The organism is Rhodococcus sp. O3 (genome assembly GCF_048897285.1).
GTDB lineage: Bacteria > Actinomycetota > Actinomycetes > Mycobacteriales > Mycobacteriaceae > Rhodococcus.
Window position 1 is genome coordinate 1 of sequence record NZ_JBMBTE010000109.1, and the last position, 15,719, is coordinate 15,719.

Annotated in this window: 10 protein-coding genes; 5 read left to right on the forward strand and 5 right to left on the reverse strand. The window is 69.7% G+C overall.

Going from position 1 to position 15,719, the window contains the following annotated elements:
- Window positions 1-2,410, forward strand: a 2,410-nt coding sequence (locus ACN675_RS22685) for an ATP-binding protein (RefSeq protein ID WP_420752986.1), incomplete at its 5' end; no start/stop codon positions are given.
- Window positions 2,411-2,642: 232 nt separating this feature from the next.
- The gene (locus tag ACN675_RS22690; RefSeq protein WP_420752987.1) at window positions 2,643-3,383 is read left to right on the forward strand and encodes an alpha/beta fold hydrolase; all 741 of its coding nucleotides are present in this window, start codon (window positions 2,643-2,645) and stop codon (window positions 3,381-3,383) included.
- Window positions 3,384-3,496: 113 nt separating this feature from the next.
- Here the strand turns inward: ACN675_RS22690 and ACN675_RS22695 are convergent, their stop codons facing one another.
- Window positions 3,497-4,588: an alpha/beta hydrolase gene (locus tag ACN675_RS22695; RefSeq protein WP_420752988.1), complete on the reverse strand. Its 1,092-nt coding sequence runs from the start codon at window positions 4,586-4,588 to the stop codon at window positions 3,497-3,499.
- A 308-nt stretch (window positions 4,589-4,896) separates the two neighbouring features.
- On the opposite strand from ACN675_RS22695, the gene ACN675_RS22700 reads away from it, so the two are divergent.
- Window positions 4,897-5,256, forward strand: coding sequence for a DUF3817 domain-containing protein (locus ACN675_RS22700; protein ID WP_420752989.1), 360 nt, complete (start codon window positions 4,897-4,899; stop codon window positions 5,254-5,256).
- A gap of 93 nt (window positions 5,257-5,349) precedes the next feature.
- On the forward strand, window positions 5,350-6,237 hold the full coding sequence (locus ACN675_RS22705; protein ID WP_420752994.1) for a tetratricopeptide repeat protein: 888 nt from the start codon (window positions 5,350-5,352) through the stop codon (window positions 6,235-6,237).
- 73 nt (window positions 6,238-6,310) lie between these two features.
- Here the strand turns inward: ACN675_RS22705 and ACN675_RS22710 are convergent, their stop codons facing one another.
- The 3 genes from ACN675_RS22710 to ACN675_RS22720 form a co-directional block, all read right to left on the reverse strand.
- Window positions 6,311-7,759 carry a metallopeptidase gene (locus ACN675_RS22710; RefSeq protein ID WP_420752990.1) on the reverse strand — a complete coding sequence of 483 codons (1,449 nt, stop codon included), beginning with the start codon at window positions 7,757-7,759 and terminating at the stop codon, window positions 6,311-6,313.
- 28 nt (window positions 7,760-7,787) lie between these two features.
- Window positions 7,788-9,941, reverse strand: coding sequence for a 1,4-alpha-glucan branching protein GlgB (gene glgB, locus ACN675_RS22715; RefSeq protein ID WP_420752995.1), 2,154 nt, complete (start codon window positions 9,939-9,941; stop codon window positions 7,788-7,790).
- An 86-nt stretch (window positions 9,942-10,027) separates the two neighbouring features.
- Window positions 10,028-12,040, reverse strand: a complete 2,013-nt coding sequence (locus ACN675_RS22720) for an alpha-1,4-glucan--maltose-1-phosphate maltosyltransferase (protein WP_420752991.1) — start codon at window positions 12,038-12,040, stop codon at window positions 10,028-10,030.
- 232 nt (window positions 12,041-12,272) lie between these two features.
- Here ACN675_RS22720 and glgP point away from each other — a divergent pair, with 232 nt between their 5' ends.
- Entirely contained in the window at window positions 12,273-14,852 is a 2,580-nt protein-coding gene (gene glgP, locus ACN675_RS22725; RefSeq protein ID WP_420752992.1) for an alpha-glucan family phosphorylase, read from the forward strand.
- A gap of 40 nt (window positions 14,853-14,892) precedes the next feature.
- On the opposite strand, the gene ACN675_RS22730 is transcribed toward glgP, so the two are convergent.
- Window positions 14,893-15,719, reverse strand: an 827-nt coding sequence (locus ACN675_RS22730; RefSeq protein WP_420752993.1) for an ATP-dependent DNA helicase, incomplete at its 5' end; no start/stop codon positions are given.

Below are 15,719 nucleotides of genomic sequence, written 5' to 3' on the forward strand. Positions count from 1 at the left end.
CGTCGAGACCGGGGCCGTCGAGTCCGGGGCCGTCCGGTCCGGAGTGCCCGGATCGGTCGGGGATCCTGAGCGAGTACCGCCGGGTCGCGGATTCGCGGTGTCCGCTCCGCCAGGCGCGACCGGCGATCTGCCGCTGGATCTGACCAGTTTCGTCGGCCGCCGGGACGAGCTCACCGCCGCGAAGAACCTACTGACCGGGTCGCGGCTGGTGACGCTGACCGGGATCGGCGGCGTCGGCAAGACTCGGCTGGCTGTGCGGGTGGCGGCGTCGGTGCAGCGCGACTACGCCGACGGGGTGCGGCTGGTCGAACTCGGTGAGCTGCACGACGGGGCGGCAATGGTGGAGGCGGTGGCCGCGGCGGTGGGGCTGCGGGACCAGTCGGGCAGACAGAGGCGGGAGGTGCTGGTCGAGTTCCTGGTCCCGCGGCAGATGCTGCTGGTGCTCGACAACTGCGAGCACGTGGTCGACGCGTCCGCCGAGCTGGTGGAGTTGCTGTTGCGACGGTGTCCGGGGGTGCGGATCCTGGCCACCAGCCGCGAGCCGTTGGGACTCGGCGGGGAGGCGGTCCTGGCGCTTCCCCCGCTGGCGGTGCCGGATCCGGAGCACGGGCCGTCCTCGGTGCGGGCGCTGTCCCGCTTCGACGCGGTGAAGTTGTTCGTCGACCGGGCCGCGGCCGCGGTGCCGGGTTTTGCGCTCACGGAGGACAACGCGGCGACGGTGGCGCGGATCTGTCACCGGGTCGACGGGTTGCCGCTGCCGATCGAGCTGGCCGCGGCCCGGTTGCGGGCGCTCTCGCCCGAGCAGATCCTCGACCGATTGACCGACCGCTACGTGCTGCTGACCCGCGGCGGCCGGGGTGTGCCGACGCGGCAGCAGACCCTGCGGTGGTGCATCGACTGGAGCTTCGAATTGTGCACCGCCACCGAACAACTGGTGTGGGGACGGATGTCGGTGTTCGCGGGCAGTTTCGACCTCGATGCCGCCGAGCACGTGTGCGGGGAGGGTCTGACGGTGGGAGAGGTCCTCGACACGCTGACCTCCCTGGTGGACAAGTCGATCCTGATCCGGGAGGAGACGGGGTCGGTGGTGCGTTTCCGGATGCTCGAGACGCTGCGCGACTACGGCGTCGAGAAGCTCGAGCAATCCGGTGAGGCCCCGGCCGTGCGCCGCCGGCACATGGAGTGGTTCGAGGCGATGGCGCGGCAGGCGGAGGCCGAGTGGGTCAGTGCCCGTCAGCTCGACTGGATCGCCCTTCTGAAACAGGAACAACCGAACCTGCGCGAGGCCCTCGAATTCGGCCTCGAAGACGATCCCGCGGCAGGACTGCGCATCGCCGCCGCATTGTTCAGGTTCTGGACCTCCCAGGGCATCTACAGCGAGGCGCGGCGCTGGTACGACCGGTTGCTGGCTCGTTACAGTGGCCCACTCACCCTCGACTGGGTCAAGGCGCTCTACGCCGCAAGCGTGGTGGTGAACATCCAGGGGGACTTCTCCGCCGGGACGGCGCTCGTCGAGCAAGCACGCACGCTCGCCAAGCAGACCACCGACCCCCTGATGCGCGCGTACGTGTCCTTCGCCGACGGCACGCTCGGTCTCCTCAGCGGGGATCTCGAACACGTGTGCACCCAGCTCGAATCCGCCCGCGCAGGATTCGACGCATGCGGCGAGCGGGCGTCCGAGATCTCCGCCCTGGTCGCACTCGCGACGGCCTACGGGCTGTCCGGGATGACCGAGCAGGCGATCGAATGCCACGAGCGGGCCCTCGCGATCACCGGAATGCACGAGGAGAAGATCTACAGAACGTATTCGCTGTTCTCATTCGGAGTGGTTCTGTGGCAGCAGGGTGACGTCGATCGGGCCGTCCCGCTCCTCGAAGAGTCACTGCAGACTTCCCGGCAGGTCCGCAACCCCCACAACGTGGCAGCCTGCCTCGAAGCGCTGGCCTGGATCAGCTTCGACCGGGGCGATGCGCGTCGGGCCGCAGTTCTCATGGGCGCCGCGGACGGGCTGGCGCGGGAGGTCGGCATCTCTCCGATCATTCACTCGACCCTCGTTGTCCACCACGACGAATGTGCCCGCAGGGCCCGGGAGGGACTCGGCGACAGAACCTTCGAGGCGGCCCACCGGGAAGGTGAGCAGCTCGGCTTCGACGCGGCCATCGCCTACGCCCTCCACGAGCGACCGCCGGCCGCCTCCGCGACGAGATCCGACGCGCCGGCGCGACTGACCAAGAGGGAACGCCAGGTCGCAGCCCTCATCGGGGAAGGCCTGACGAACCAGGCCATCGCCAGTCGCCTCGTGATCTCACCTCGTACCGCCCAAGGTCACGTGGAGCACATCCTGGCCAAACTCGGCTTCACCTCCCGGGCGCAGGTCGCGGCCTGGGTCGCGGAGCAGTCGCATGACTAGGGCATCTCTGTAGATACAGGTATGTCTCCAGGTATTTCGGCCGTCGCTTCCGCGCGGCGGTGGGGGCATCGTGTGATTCGCCTCACCAATTCGATCGAAGGCCGACCCGATGCACCACCCACACCGATCGCCGATGACCCGAGCCGTCGACAACCCTGCGGCGATGCCCTGGACAACTGTTCGACTCGACGCCGGGACGGGGGTGTGCGGCGTGCTCGGACAAGGAGCTCCCTTGGTCTTCGTTCCGGGTGGGGGATCGACACCCTTGACGTACCGTCACGCCCTCGAGCGGCTTGCCCGCAGATACCGTGTCTACTCCCCGCTGATACCGGGCTTCGCGGGAGTGGCGGGCCGTCCACTCGATCGACGGACGCTGCGGGACTGCTCTGCCTGGCTCGGCCGGTTCCTGGACGCTGCCGATCTCGGTCCCGTGACTCTCGTCGGGCACTCGTTCGGGGGAGCGATCGCCATCCAGGCCGCCGACGCGGATCCGGATCGCGTAGCACGCCTCGTCCTGGTGAACTCGGTGGGTGGAGGGCCGTGGCCGGAGACCAGGAGCGCCGCGTCCCAGCTCGGTGACAGGAAGTCCCTGCCGCACCGGATGCGTGCCACGACCGTCCTGCCTCGCCACACGATCACCATGTGCAACAGCGTCCGTGATCCCCGGCCGATCCGGCCCAGCGCTCCGATCACCTCGGGCGGGTACCTGGTCGCCGAGCTGAACCGGATCGCCGCACGACCCCTGCCGGTGTCACTGCTGTGGAGCCGCGGCGACCGCTTGGTCACGCGTGCGCGTCTCGAAGCTCTTCGAGATTCCCTGGGTAGGCCACCGGTCTTCACGGTCGCGGGAGGCCACGACTGGCCGATCACCGCACCGGACTATTTCGGGAACGCGATGCGGACCGTCCTCGACTGGCTGCCGACCAAGTCCGAGCAAACCAGGGCCGCCGAGCAAACCAGGGCCGAGCGATGAGTACCGGTCTCGCCGCTCGCCGGGCCTGAGACCACTCGCCCCGGGCGACCTGTCATCCGGGGCGACCTGTCATCCGGAGAGAAGCGGCCGCGCTGCCCGCACCGCCTCGGTGCTCACGAATCGCAGGAACCATCCGGAAGCCCTACGTCGAGCAGCCCATCCGGGACAGCATGCCGGATGAACCGGCCGATTTCGGCGATCGCGCGCCTGGACTCGGGCAGGAGATCGGCTGCCGACTGGAACCCGTGCAGTTGCCGCTCCCAGACTTGCTGCTCGCATTCGTTACCGGCCTCGGCCAGCCGCTCTGCCATCACTTCGGCATCCGGCAGCAACAGTTCGTCCGATCCCACCTGGATCAGCGTGCGGGGCATGTCACGAAGATCGTGGTCCACCGGGCACATCCGGGCCTGCGCGCCCGGGTCCATGGCTTTCCGTGCCTCGATGTTCCGGGCGAGCCTGAAGAGTTCCGCCGCGGCGCTGACCGGCAGGAGCGCGCATCGATCCGCGTTGGGGTGAGCCAGCTTGCGACCCGGATCCAACTCCGTGAGCGGCGACAGTGCCACGACCGCGGCGGGTGCGGGGAGGCCCTCGTCGCGCAGACGCAGCGGCACCATGAACGACAGGTAGCCTCCCGCGGAGTCCCCTGCGATCACGATCTGTTCGGGATGCCAGCCCGCGGCCAGAAGCGCACGGTAACCGTCGACGCTGTCGTCGACCGCGTCGTCGATCGAGTGGGCCGGCAGCATGCGGTAGTCGACCATCAGCACCGGCGCCTGCGCCTCGGCGGAAATTCGCGAGACGAGCCGCCTATGAGTGCGTACTCCGCAGCACAGGAAGGCGCCGCCGTGCAGGTAGAGGACGACACGGCCGGAACCGACGTCGGGGGTTTCGACCCAGAGTCCCTCGCAGTTCGGGAGCTTCGCGGGCCGGCATCGGGTGCCTTCGATCGGCGGCAACAGATTTCCCACGGAGTCGATCAAGTCGGCGGGCCACGGCAATGCGGACGCGCGCGCCCACAGTGACAGCACGGGGCGCAGCGTCATCCGGACCGATCGGGACAGGAGTTGCGCCTGCACGCTGGTCCCCGGGAAATGCCGCCGACGCACGAGTGTCGGCCGGTGGTGGACTCCCGGCGCCTCCTGCGTGCCTCCACCGCCCACATCGTGGGGTTCCAGGGGCCGGCCGGTCGTCGCGGTGGTCGTCATCGGTGCAAGTCCCTTCCGTGTGGTCGCGCGAAGGGTCGGTCCGAAGTGCGTCGGCGAGCGGTGTCGGAGCAGTGGAGAACCCGGATTTCGCGGTGGGTGGCAGCTCATTGGCAGGAGATATGGTCGCGTACGGCCAGAAGTCCCGCACCGGTCGAATGACCCGCGGAAGGTACCTGTTTCTCGCTACGGACTCCCCGGTCGGGGGCCGTCTCCTTTACACCCGTCACGGTCCGGGCGCATCGCGGCGGGGTGGTGATGTCCCTCACGGCAACGACGGGTCGTCGTAGGACTCGGGCACAATGGCGACCATGACGAACCTCCTCGACCTGTCCACCCCCGCGAAGCGATTCCGGCTCGTAGCGATCTGGGAAGCGATCACCTGGCTGGCCCTGCTGATCGCGATGTTCTTCAAGTGGGTGCTCGGACACGAGGAGGCCATCCGGATCCCGGGCATGGTGCACGGGGTCGCCGGATTCATGCTGTTCGTCGTCGTCGCGCTCGCAACCGCGTGGTCGCTCAAGTGGGACCTGAAGACGACCTTCCTCGCGCTGGTCTCGAGTGTCCCGCCGTTCGGCACCGTCGTCTTCGAGCGTTGGGCCGTGCGCACAGGCCGCCTCGGCGAGCTTTCCGATTCCGCGGCGCGCGAAACCGAGCCCGCACTGTCCTGACCGGGCGGCGAGGTACCCCCGAAACGTGACAGACTGGACGGCGTGACTCGACCCGGTTCCCGTCCAGCACGTTCCGCCGCGGCAGCAGCGGCGATCTCCGGCGCGGTGGATCTCGCACCGCTGAAGGAAAGGGCCTCCGCGCCCCCACCCCCGCCCCCGTCCGGCGACGGCGCCGCCCCCGGCGGGCTCGCACCCGTCATCGACGTCACCGAGGCCACGTTCGAGGCCGAGGTGCTGCAGCGTTCCATGCAGGTCCCGGTCATCGTGGATCTGTGGGCGACCTGGTGCCAGCCGTGCAAGCAGCTGTCCCCGGTCCTCGAGAAGCTCGCGCACGAGAGCGGCGGCACCTGGGTCCTCGCGAAGGTGGACGTCGACGCCAACCCGCGCATCGCCCAGGCGTTCGGTGTCCAGTCGGTGCCGACGGTCGTCGCGATCGCCGCCGGCCAGCCGCTCGCCGACTTCCAGGGAGTGCAGCCCGAATCGGCGCTGCGTGAATGGATCGGCGCGATCCAGAACGCCGTCGCCGGAAAGCTGTCGGGTCCGCCGACGGGCGAACCGCAGGAGACCCCGCCCGACCCGCGATTCGTCGCGGCGGAGCAGGCGCTCGACGCCGGCGATCTGGCCGGTGCCGAAGCCGCCTACAACCTGATCCTCAACTCGGAGCCCAACAACACCGAAGCGCTCGCTGCGGTGCGTCAGGTGCGGTTCCTCGCGCGCGCTCAGGAGGTGCCCGCCGACGCGATCGAGCGTGCCGACGCCGCGCCGGCCGACCTGGACGCCCAGCTCGCCGCTGCCGATGCCGAGCTGTTCGCGCAGGACCCGGAGAAGGCGTTCGCCCGTCTGATCGCATTCGTCTCCCGCAGCGCCGGGGACGAGAAGACGGCCGCGCGCACCCGGCTGCTGGAGCTGTTCGAGCTCTTCGATCCCGCCGAGCCGTTCGTCGTCGCCGCGCGACGGAAGCTGGCGTCCGCGCTGTACTGAACCACCGGCACTCAGGCCGACGGCCTGGTCACGGCACTACCGTGACCAGGCCGTTCGCCTGTTGTAACTGCTGTCAGTTGTAGCGGCCGGTGCAGCCCGTCTCACCGCGGAGCACACCGGTGCGGAAGGCGTCGACGCGGGCGAAGCCGCTGGGAATGGTGTTGCCGTTGACGTCGCTCGCGGCGAGACCGTCGCTGAGCAGACCGGACACGGCCTCGTCGAGGTCCCCGGGCGACAACCACACGAGGTCCTCGTCCGGATTGTTCGTCAGGTCGGTGTTCGTCGGGCTCAGTGCGGCGCTGATCGCGCCGGCCAGGCACGCCGTCCGCAGCGCGGTTTGCGGGTCGGTCAACGACGCCCCGGCCTCTCGCTGCACCGCGAGCGCGTATCGCGAGGCGAGCAGCACGTAGGCGTTGTAGTCGCCCCGGACGTCCGCCTCGAACGGACCCGACCCGGATTCGGGAGCAGCCCCGCGTTCGGCGAGGTCCTCCAGATCGACGCCGATCGTGTTCGTCGCCGGGCAGTAGGACACCGGTGCGGTCGCCTTCGCGTCGGGGCAGCCGAGATCGGAACCGGACAGATCCAGCTCGGGCGGCGACGACAATCCGAACACGTAGTCGAACGAGCGCAGGATCTGCTGGACGGACTCGGCGGTGACGGGAAGCTCCCCGTCGTCGCTGCTGTCGAAGAACTGCGGGAGATCGGCGCGGCGGGACTCGATCTCGGCGGCGTCGATGCGGGTGCAGGACCGGGCGCCGTCGGAGAACCCGATCTGCATGGCGGTGACGCGTTCGAACGCCGAACCGTGAACGGCATCGGGATCGTTGGGATCGACGTCGCGGAACAGAACCATCGACGCGAGCACCGAGTTGAGTCCGTCCGACGTGTTGAGCTGGAAGTGCTCCGAATTGCCCTCGGCGACGTGGCGGATGAACGCGCCGGCGAAACAGTCCGCCTGCTGCTCGAACACGATGCCCGGGTCGTCGTCGGAGACGATGCCGGACTTGTACTGGATGGCGTGCCCGTACTCGTGGGCCAGCACCATCACCACCGACATCGGACCGAACGTGTCGATCAGCTCGGGAAGCAGGAACTCCCGGTCCCACCCGATCACGTCGTCGCCGGCGCAGTACGCGGCGTTGATGAAGTCGAAGGTGGATTCGCCGCAGAAGTCGGGTCCGCGCCGTTCGGACGGATCCCACGACAGCAGCGTCGAGACGGGTTCGAACGACCCCTTCGCGATTGACCCGAAGGTGCGCTCCCAGTACGCCTCGATGTCGGTGATCGCGTTGCCCACGAGGGCGTCGACCTCGCCGCCGTTGCCGTTCTCGATGGTGACCGCCGCGTCCGGGACTCCGCTTCGGGGACCGGACGGGCCGGACGACACGGGCAGGCCGGCGACGGTGAACGGGTTGTCGTAGATCGAGACGGCGGTGCCCTCGACCTTGCCCGCGCACCCCGCCAGCAGGGCAGTCGCCAGCGCTCCGAGCGCCAACCGCGCAGCCCAGCCCGTCCTTGTCACGATCGCTCCTGTCGTCGGAGGACCGCGGTCATCGGTGCAGTGCCAGCCAGATCGCACCGTGGGCGGGCAGGGTCACCCGAGCCGATGCCGGGCGTCCGTGCCAGGAGTGCGCCGTCGCCGTCACGGCACCGAGATTTCCGGTCCCGTTGCCGCAGTAGGCGGTCGCATCCGTATTGAGGATTTCCACCCACCGACCCGTTTCGGGTAATCCGACACGATAGTCGGCGTGAGTGCTCCCGGAAAAGTTGTACAGGCACGCGACGATCGAGCCGTCGCTTCCGTACCGGAGGAAACTGAGCACGTTGTTCACCGCATCGTTGGCGTCGATCCACGAGTAGCCGCCGGGGGAGGTGTCCAGCGTCCACAGCGCGGGCTGCTCGCGATAGGTGCGGTTGAGGTCGCCGACCAGTTGCCGGATCCCTCCGTGCAGGGCGCCGGTGTGTTCGTCGTCGAGCTGCCACCAGTCCAGGCCCCGTTCCTCCGACCACTCCGCGACCTGCCCGAATTCCTGTCCCATGAACAGCAACTGCTTACCGGGGTGCGCCCACATGTACGCCAGCAGGGTGCGCAGTCCCGCTGCCTTCGTGAAGTCGTCGCCGGGTAGCCGGGTCCACAGCGTGCCCTTGCCGTGCACGACCTCGTCGTGGCTGATCGGCAGCATGAAGTTCTCGCTCCACGCGTACATCAGCGAGAAGGTGATCTCGTGATGGTGGTAGGTGCGGTGCACGGGATCGCGGGAGACGAAGCCGAGCGTGTCGTGCATCCAGCCCATGTTCCACTTCATGTCGAACCCGAGCCCGCCCACGTTGGTCGGGCGCGTCACCCCGGGCCACGCCGTGGACTCCTCGGCGACGGTGACCACACCCGGATGCAGCTTGTGCACGGTGCCGTTGAGTTCCTGCAGGAACGCGACCGCCTCCAGGTTCTCGCGACCGCCGTGGATATTCGGGGTCCAGCCGCCGTGCGGCCGCGAGTAGTCCAGATACAGCATCGATGCGACCGCGTCGACGCGCAGGCCGTCGATGTGGAACTCCTCGACCCAGTAGAGGGCATTGGCCACCAGGAAGTTGCGGACCTCGCGCCGGCCGTAGTCGAACACGTAGGTGCCCCAGTCGAGCTGCTCGCCGCGCGTGGGGTCGGGATGCTCGTACAGCGGGCTCCCGTCGAACCGGGCGAGTGCCCAGTCGTCCTTCGGGAAATGGGCGGGAACCCAGTCCATGATCACGCCGATCCCGGCCCGGTGCAGCCGATCGACGAACTCGCGGAACTCGTCCGGGGTGCCGAACCGGGAGGTCGGGGCGTAGTACGACGTGACCTGATAACCCCAGGAGCCGCCGAAGGGATGCTCGGCGACGGGCAGCAGTTCGACGTGGGTGAACCCGGTCTCGGTCACGTACTCGGCGAGTTGGTCGGCCAATTCGAGATAGCCCAGCCCCGGCCGCCACGATCCGAGATGCACCTCGTAGACGCTCACCGGTTCCTGCCACGGCTGGGAGCGTGCCCGCGCTTCGAGCCATTCGTCGTCGTGCCAGACGTGCCGCGACGTCGTCACCACCGACGCGGTCGCGGGCGGGACCTCGGCCGCGTAGGCCATCGGATCCGCCTTCTCGCGCACCGAGCCGTCGCGACCGTGCACCCGGAACTTGTACAGGGCGCCGGGGTGGACGTCGGGGACGAACAGTTCCCACACGCCGCTCGACCCGAGCACCCGCATCGGTGCGGTCCGTCCGCCCCACATGTCGAAGTCGCCGGTCACCGTCACCCCGCGCGCCCCGGGCGCCCACACCGCGAACGACGTGCCGGTGACCGTGCCGTCCGGGGTGTCGTACGAGCGGGGGTGCGCGCCGAGGATCTCCCACAGTCGTTCGTGGCGGCCCTCCGCGAACAGGTGCAGATCGAGTTCGCCGAGCGTCGGGAGGAACCGGTAGCCGTCGGCGACGACGACGGTGTGGTCGAACGGGTAGGTCACCACCAGCCGGTAGTCGGCCGGGTCGTGCACCGGAACGAGCGCGCTGAACACGTCGGACCCGACCGGCTCGAGCGGGTGGTCGACGTCGCCGATGCGGACCGCGACCTTCTCCGCGCCGGGACGCAGCGTGCGGATCAGGGTGCCCTCCGCGTGCGGGTGCGCCCCGAGAATCGAATGGGGGTCGTGATGTTCGCCGGCGGCGAGGCGCGCCAGGTCATCGGGCGCCGGCGCGTGCCGGCGGGTCGAGACGGCGGGGGAGTCCGCTCGGTTCGGGGTGGAGCCTTTCTCCGGGGTCACGGCTACCTCCTGTAGGCGAGGGTGGTGCGCGCAGGCACCCCGATCGGGGGCAACACGAGAATGTGTGCGACGGCCCGCCACGGCTCGAGCCGCACGAAATTCGCCTGGCCCCAGTGGTATTCCTCGCCGCTGACCTCGTCGTGGACGGTGAGGTGTTCGTGCCAGTCGCGTCCGATCGCCGGCATGTCCAGCCACAGGGTGCCCTGTTCGGCGGCGTACGGATCGAGGTTGACGACGGTGAGCACCGCGTCTCCCGTCGTCGGATCGAACTTCGAGTAGGCGATCAGCGCGTCGTTGTCGATGTGGTGGAAATGGATGTTGCGCAGCTGCTGCAGCGCCGGATGCGCCCGGCGGATCCGGTTCAGTGCCGCGATCCACGGTTCCAGCGATTCACTGCGGCGGCGTGCCTCCTCGAACCGGCGGGGCCGCAGCTGGTACTTCTCCGAATCCAGGTACTCCTCGCTGCCCGGTCGCAGCGCGACGTGCTCGTACAGCTCGTACCCGGAATACATCCCCCACGTCGGGGCGAGGGTCGCGGCCAGGGCCGCGCGCAGCGCGAACATGCCGGGGCCGCCGCGCTGCAGCGTCTCGTGCAGGATGTCCGGGGTGTTCACGAACAGGTTCGGCCGGGCCTCGTCGGCCTTCGCGGCCAGTTCCTGCCCGAACTCGGTGAGTTCCCACTTGGTTTCCCGCCACGTGAAGTACGTGTAGGACTGGGTGAATCCACGGCGGGCCAGCCCGTACATGCGGGCGGGCCGGGTGAACGCCTCGGACAGGAACAGCACGTCGGGATCGGTGCGCTTGACCTCGGCGATCAGCCATTCCCAGAAGTCCGGGGGCTTGGTGTGCGGGTTGTCGACCCGGAAGATCTTCACCCCGCGGGCGACCCAGTGCCGCACCACGCGCAGCACCTCGGCGTAGATACCGTCGCGGTCGTTGTCGAAGTTGACCGGATAGATGTCCTGGTACTTCTTCGGCGGGTTCTCCGCGTAGGCGATCGTGCCGTCCGGCAGCACCGTGAACCACTCGGGATGCTCCGCCGCCCACGGATGGTCGGGCGCGCACTGCAACGCCAGGTCCAACGCCACTTCGAGACCGAGTTCGGCTGCGCGGGCGACGAACTCGCGGAAGTCCCGATCGGTGCCCAGCTCCGGGTGGATCGCGTCGTGGCCCCCCTCCTCGGATCCGATGGCCCACGGCGAACCCACGTCCCCGGGCCCGGCGACGAGGCTGTTGTTCGGTCCCTTGCGGTTGATCTTGCCGATCGGATGGATCGGGGGCAGATACACCACGTCGAAGCCCATCGCCGCGATCCGCGGCAAATCCGCGGCGGCGGTCGCGAACGTGCCGTGGCGCGGGGTGCCGTCCTCGTTCCAGCCGCCCGTCGAACGCGGGAAGAACTCGTACCAGGAGCCGAACAGGGCGCGCCGGCGGTCCGCCAGCGCGGTGAACGCCCGCCCGCGGGTGACCAGTTCGCGCAGCGGATGCGCGCGCAGGATCTCGGTGATGTCCGCGGCGAAGGCCGGCGCCACCCGTTCCGCGAGCGCCCGCGGGGACCGGAGCGATGCGGCGACGGCGAGCAGTGTGGGCCGGTTGCCGCGCGGCACCGTCTTCGCGGCCTTCTCGAACATCGCGGCGCCGATCTCGAGGTCGTTCGCGAGATCCTCGGCGCCCTGACCGGCGGAGATCTTCGCGTCCACCGCGTGCCGCCAGGTCGACACCGGATCGCTCCACGCCTCCACGCGGTACGTCCACGTCCCCGGGCTGGTCGGGGTGAACGTCGCGTGGAAGGTGTCGGGCATCGCCCCGGGCACCATCGGGATGCGGACGAGCCTGCCCTCGGTCTCCGGATCGGTCCCCGGTCCGCGCACGGCGAGTGTTGCGGCGACCGCATCGTGCCCCTCCCGCCACACCACCGCGGACACCGGCACGACTTCGCCGACGACGGCCTTGACCGGATAGCGTCCACCCGCGATCTGGGGCTGGACGTCGTCGATGGCGAGACGACCTGTCACATGTACTCCGTTTCCGTGTCGGGCCGGTGGGAACCGGACGCGAACCGCGCGGTGGGTTCGCACTCAACCGTAATCGAGGTGCGGATTCACGGCCGATCATGCGGCCGGTTTGCCTGTCCCGCGCGGGAATCCGCGGGGCGCTCACCGGCCCGCCCGGCGGCGGTCCGGCCGCTGGACGGACGTCACAGCCCGTTGCGTCGCGAAACGCCGGAAACTCGGTAGTCTTCGCGGGGTGAAAGCCTTGCGTCGGTTCACCGTACGAGCCCACCTTCCCGAGCGGCTGGCCGCGCTCGAAAGACTGTCCGCCAACCTGCGGTGGTCCTGGCATCCGCCGGCCCAGGACCTGTTCGCAACCGTCGACCCGGCCCTGTGGGAACTCGTGGGGCACGACCCGGTCCGGCTGCTCGGCGAGGTGCCGCCGTCGCGGCTCGACGAACTCGCCGCCGACCCGGACTTCGTGCAGCGGCTCGATGCCGCCGCCGCGGACCTCGACGAGTACCTGGCCCGGCCGCGCTGGTACCAGCAACAGCAGGCCCGCGGCAAGGACATGCCGACGGGGATCGCCTACTTCTCCATGGAATTCGGTGTCAGCGAGGTCCTGCCGAACTACTCCGGCGGCCTCGGCATCCTCGCCGGCGACCACCTCAAGGCGGCCTCCGACCTCGGGCTGCCGCTCGTCGGGATCGGACTGCTGTACCGCTCCGGCTATTTCCGGCAGTCCCTCACCGCCGACGGCTGGCAGAGCGAGCACTACCCGTCCTACGACCCGCAGGGTCTGCCGCTGCGGCTGCTCACCGAATCCGACGGCAGCCCCGCGCTGGTCACCGTCACCGTGCCCGGGAACCGCGAGCTGGCCGCGCGCGTGTGGATCGCACAGATCGGGCGGGTGCCGCTGCTGCTGCTCGACTCCGACATCGCCGCCAACGACGAGGAACTGCGCGGTGTCACCGACCGCCTCTACGGCGGCGACCAGGACCACCGCATCAAGCAGGAGATCCTCGCCGGCATCGGCGGCGTGCGGGCCGTGCGCGCCTACACGCGCATCCACGGGGTGCCCGACCCCGAGGTCTTCCACATGAATGAGGGCCACGCCGGCTTCTCGGGCGCCGAGCGCATCCGCGAACTGGTCACCACCACGGGCCTCGACTTCGACGAAGCACTCTCGGCCGTGCGCGCCGGAACCGTCTTCACCACCCACACCCCGGTCCCCGCCGGCATCGACCGGTTCCCGATCGACCTGGTGCGGCACTACTTCTCCGGGCCGAACGGGGAGAACGAGTCCTCGCTGCTGCCCGGCCTGACCGTCGACCGGATCCTCGCGCTCGGCCGCGAATCCGACCCGCACGTGTTCAACATGGCGCACCTGGGTCTGCGGCTCGGTCAGCGCAGCAACGGCGTCTCCAAGCTGCACGGTCGCGTCAGCCGCGGCATGTTCGACGGGCTGTGGCCCGGCTTCGACGCCGACGAGGTGCCGATCGGATCGGTCACCAACGGCGTGCACGCCCCTACCTGGGCCGCCCGCGAATGGATCGCCCTGGCGAACCGGCTCGCCGGTCCCGACCGGGTCGAGGAGGCCCGCGGGTGGGAACTGCTGCAGACCGTTCCGTCGCAGGAACTGTGGGACACCCGCAACACGCTGCGCGGGCAACTCGTCGCGGAGGTGCGGCGACGGCTGCGCGCGTCCTGGATCGAACGCGGCGCCACCGCCGCCGAACTCGGCTGGGTCGACGAGGTGTTCGACCCGAACGTACTCACCGTGGGCTTCGCGCGGCGCGTACCGACCTACAAGCGGCTCACGCTCATGCTGCGCGACGAGAACCGGCTGCGGTCGCTGCTCCTCGACGAGGACCGGCCCCTGCAGCTCGTCGTCGCCGGCAAGAGCCATCCCGCCGACGACGGCGGCAAGGCACTGATCCAGCAGGTCGTGCGGTTCGCGGACCGGCACGACGTGCGGCACCGCATCGTGTTCCTGCCCGACTACGACATGTCGATGGCGCGCTTCCTCTACTGGGGTTGCGACGTGTGGCTCAACAACCCGCTGCGTCCGCTCGAGGCGTGCGGCACCTCCGGGATGAAGTCCGCGCTCAACGGCGGCCTCAACCTGTCCATCCTCGACGGCTGGTGGGACGAGATGTACAACGGGGGGAACGGCTGGGCCATCCCGACCGCCGACGGGGTCGTCGACGAACAGCGGCGCGACGACCTCGAGGCCAGCGCCCTGTACGAGCTGCTCGAACGGTCCGTGCTGCCGCGGTTCTACGACCGGGACACCGACGGGGTGCCGACCCGCTGGATCGAGATGGTGCGCCACACCCTCGAGAACCTCGGGCCGAAGGTGCTCGCGTCGCGCATGGTCCGCGACTATGCGGTGCAGTACTACGCCCCGGCCGCCGAGGCGGCCCGCGCGGTCGTCGCCGACGGGTACACCGGCGCGAAGGCGCTGGCGGACTACCGGCACCGGATCGAGGCGGCGTGGCCGTCGGTGCGGGTCGCGCAGGTCGACAGCGACGGGCTGCCCGACAGCGCCGAGATCGGCGCGCGGCTGTCGCTCACCGCGCACGTGCACCTCGGCGGGTTGAACCCCGCGGACGTGCTGGTGCAGGTGGTGATCGGCCGGGTGGGTGTCGACGACACCCTCAGCGACATCACGACCACGTCGATGCGGCACAGCGGCACCGACGGTGCCGGCGACGTGTTCGAGGCGGAGGTCGCGCTGCCGCTCGCCGGTGCCGTCGGATACACGGTGCGGGTGCTGCCGCAGCACGAGCTGCTCGCCACGCCCGCCGAACTCGGGCTGGTCGTGCTGCCGTAGGGCGGATGCGGCCCGGCGCCGGTAGTCCGACCCGATGCGGTCAGTCCCGGAGCCGGGTCAGTGCCTTGCGCACGATCTCGGGATCGGTGGTCTCCCAGAACGAGGGCAGCGACGCCCGCAGGTACCCGCCGTAGCGGGCCGTCGCGAGCCGCGGATCGAGGACTGCGACGACCCCGCGGTCGCTGGTGCTGCGCAGCAGCCGGCCGACGCCCTGGGCGAGCAGCAGCGCCGCGTGGTTCGCGGCGACCGCGAGAAACCCGTTGCCGCCGCGGGATTCGACGGCACGCTGCCGTGCCACGAGCAGCGGGTCGTCGGGTCGCGGGAACGGGATGCGGTCGATGATCACCAGCGACAGGGACGGTCCCGGCACGTCCACGCCCTGCCACAGCGACAGCGTGCCGAACAGTGACGTCTCCTCGTCGGCCGCGAACTGTTCGACGAGGGCGCCGGTCGCGTCGTCGCCCTGGCACAGCACCGGGGTGCCGAGCCGCTCCCGCACCGCCTCGGTGGCGGCCTTCGCCGCGCGCATCGACGAGAACAACCCGAGGGTGCGGCCACCGGCCGCGGTGATCAGCTCGGTGATCTCGTCGAGGTAGGCGGGGGAGAGGCCGTCGCGTCCCGGGGTCGGCAGATGCTTGGCGATGTACATGATGCCGGCCTTGGCGTGGTCGAACGGCGACCCGACGTCCAGGGCGTTCCACTTCAGGTCGCCGTCGTCGGACGGGGGTTCGAGGCCGGAGGCCGCGCCGGTGTCGCTGCGCGTCGGCGCCTGCGGCGGCAGTCCCCAGTTCACGGCCAGGCCGCCGAACGAGCCGCCGACCGTCAACGTCGCCGAGGTGAGCACGACCGTCGACTCACCGAACAACC

What these genes read in the sequence shown, in the direction of transcription:
- ACN675_RS22700 (WP_420752989.1), top strand. Translation starts at nt 4,897, where the DNA reads ATGACGAACCTCCTCGACCTGTCCACCCCCGCGAAGCGATTCCGGCTC.
- ACN675_RS22695 (WP_420752988.1), bottom strand. Translation starts at nt 4,588, where the DNA reads ATGACGACCACCGCGACGACCGGCCGGCCCCTGGAACCCCACGATGTG.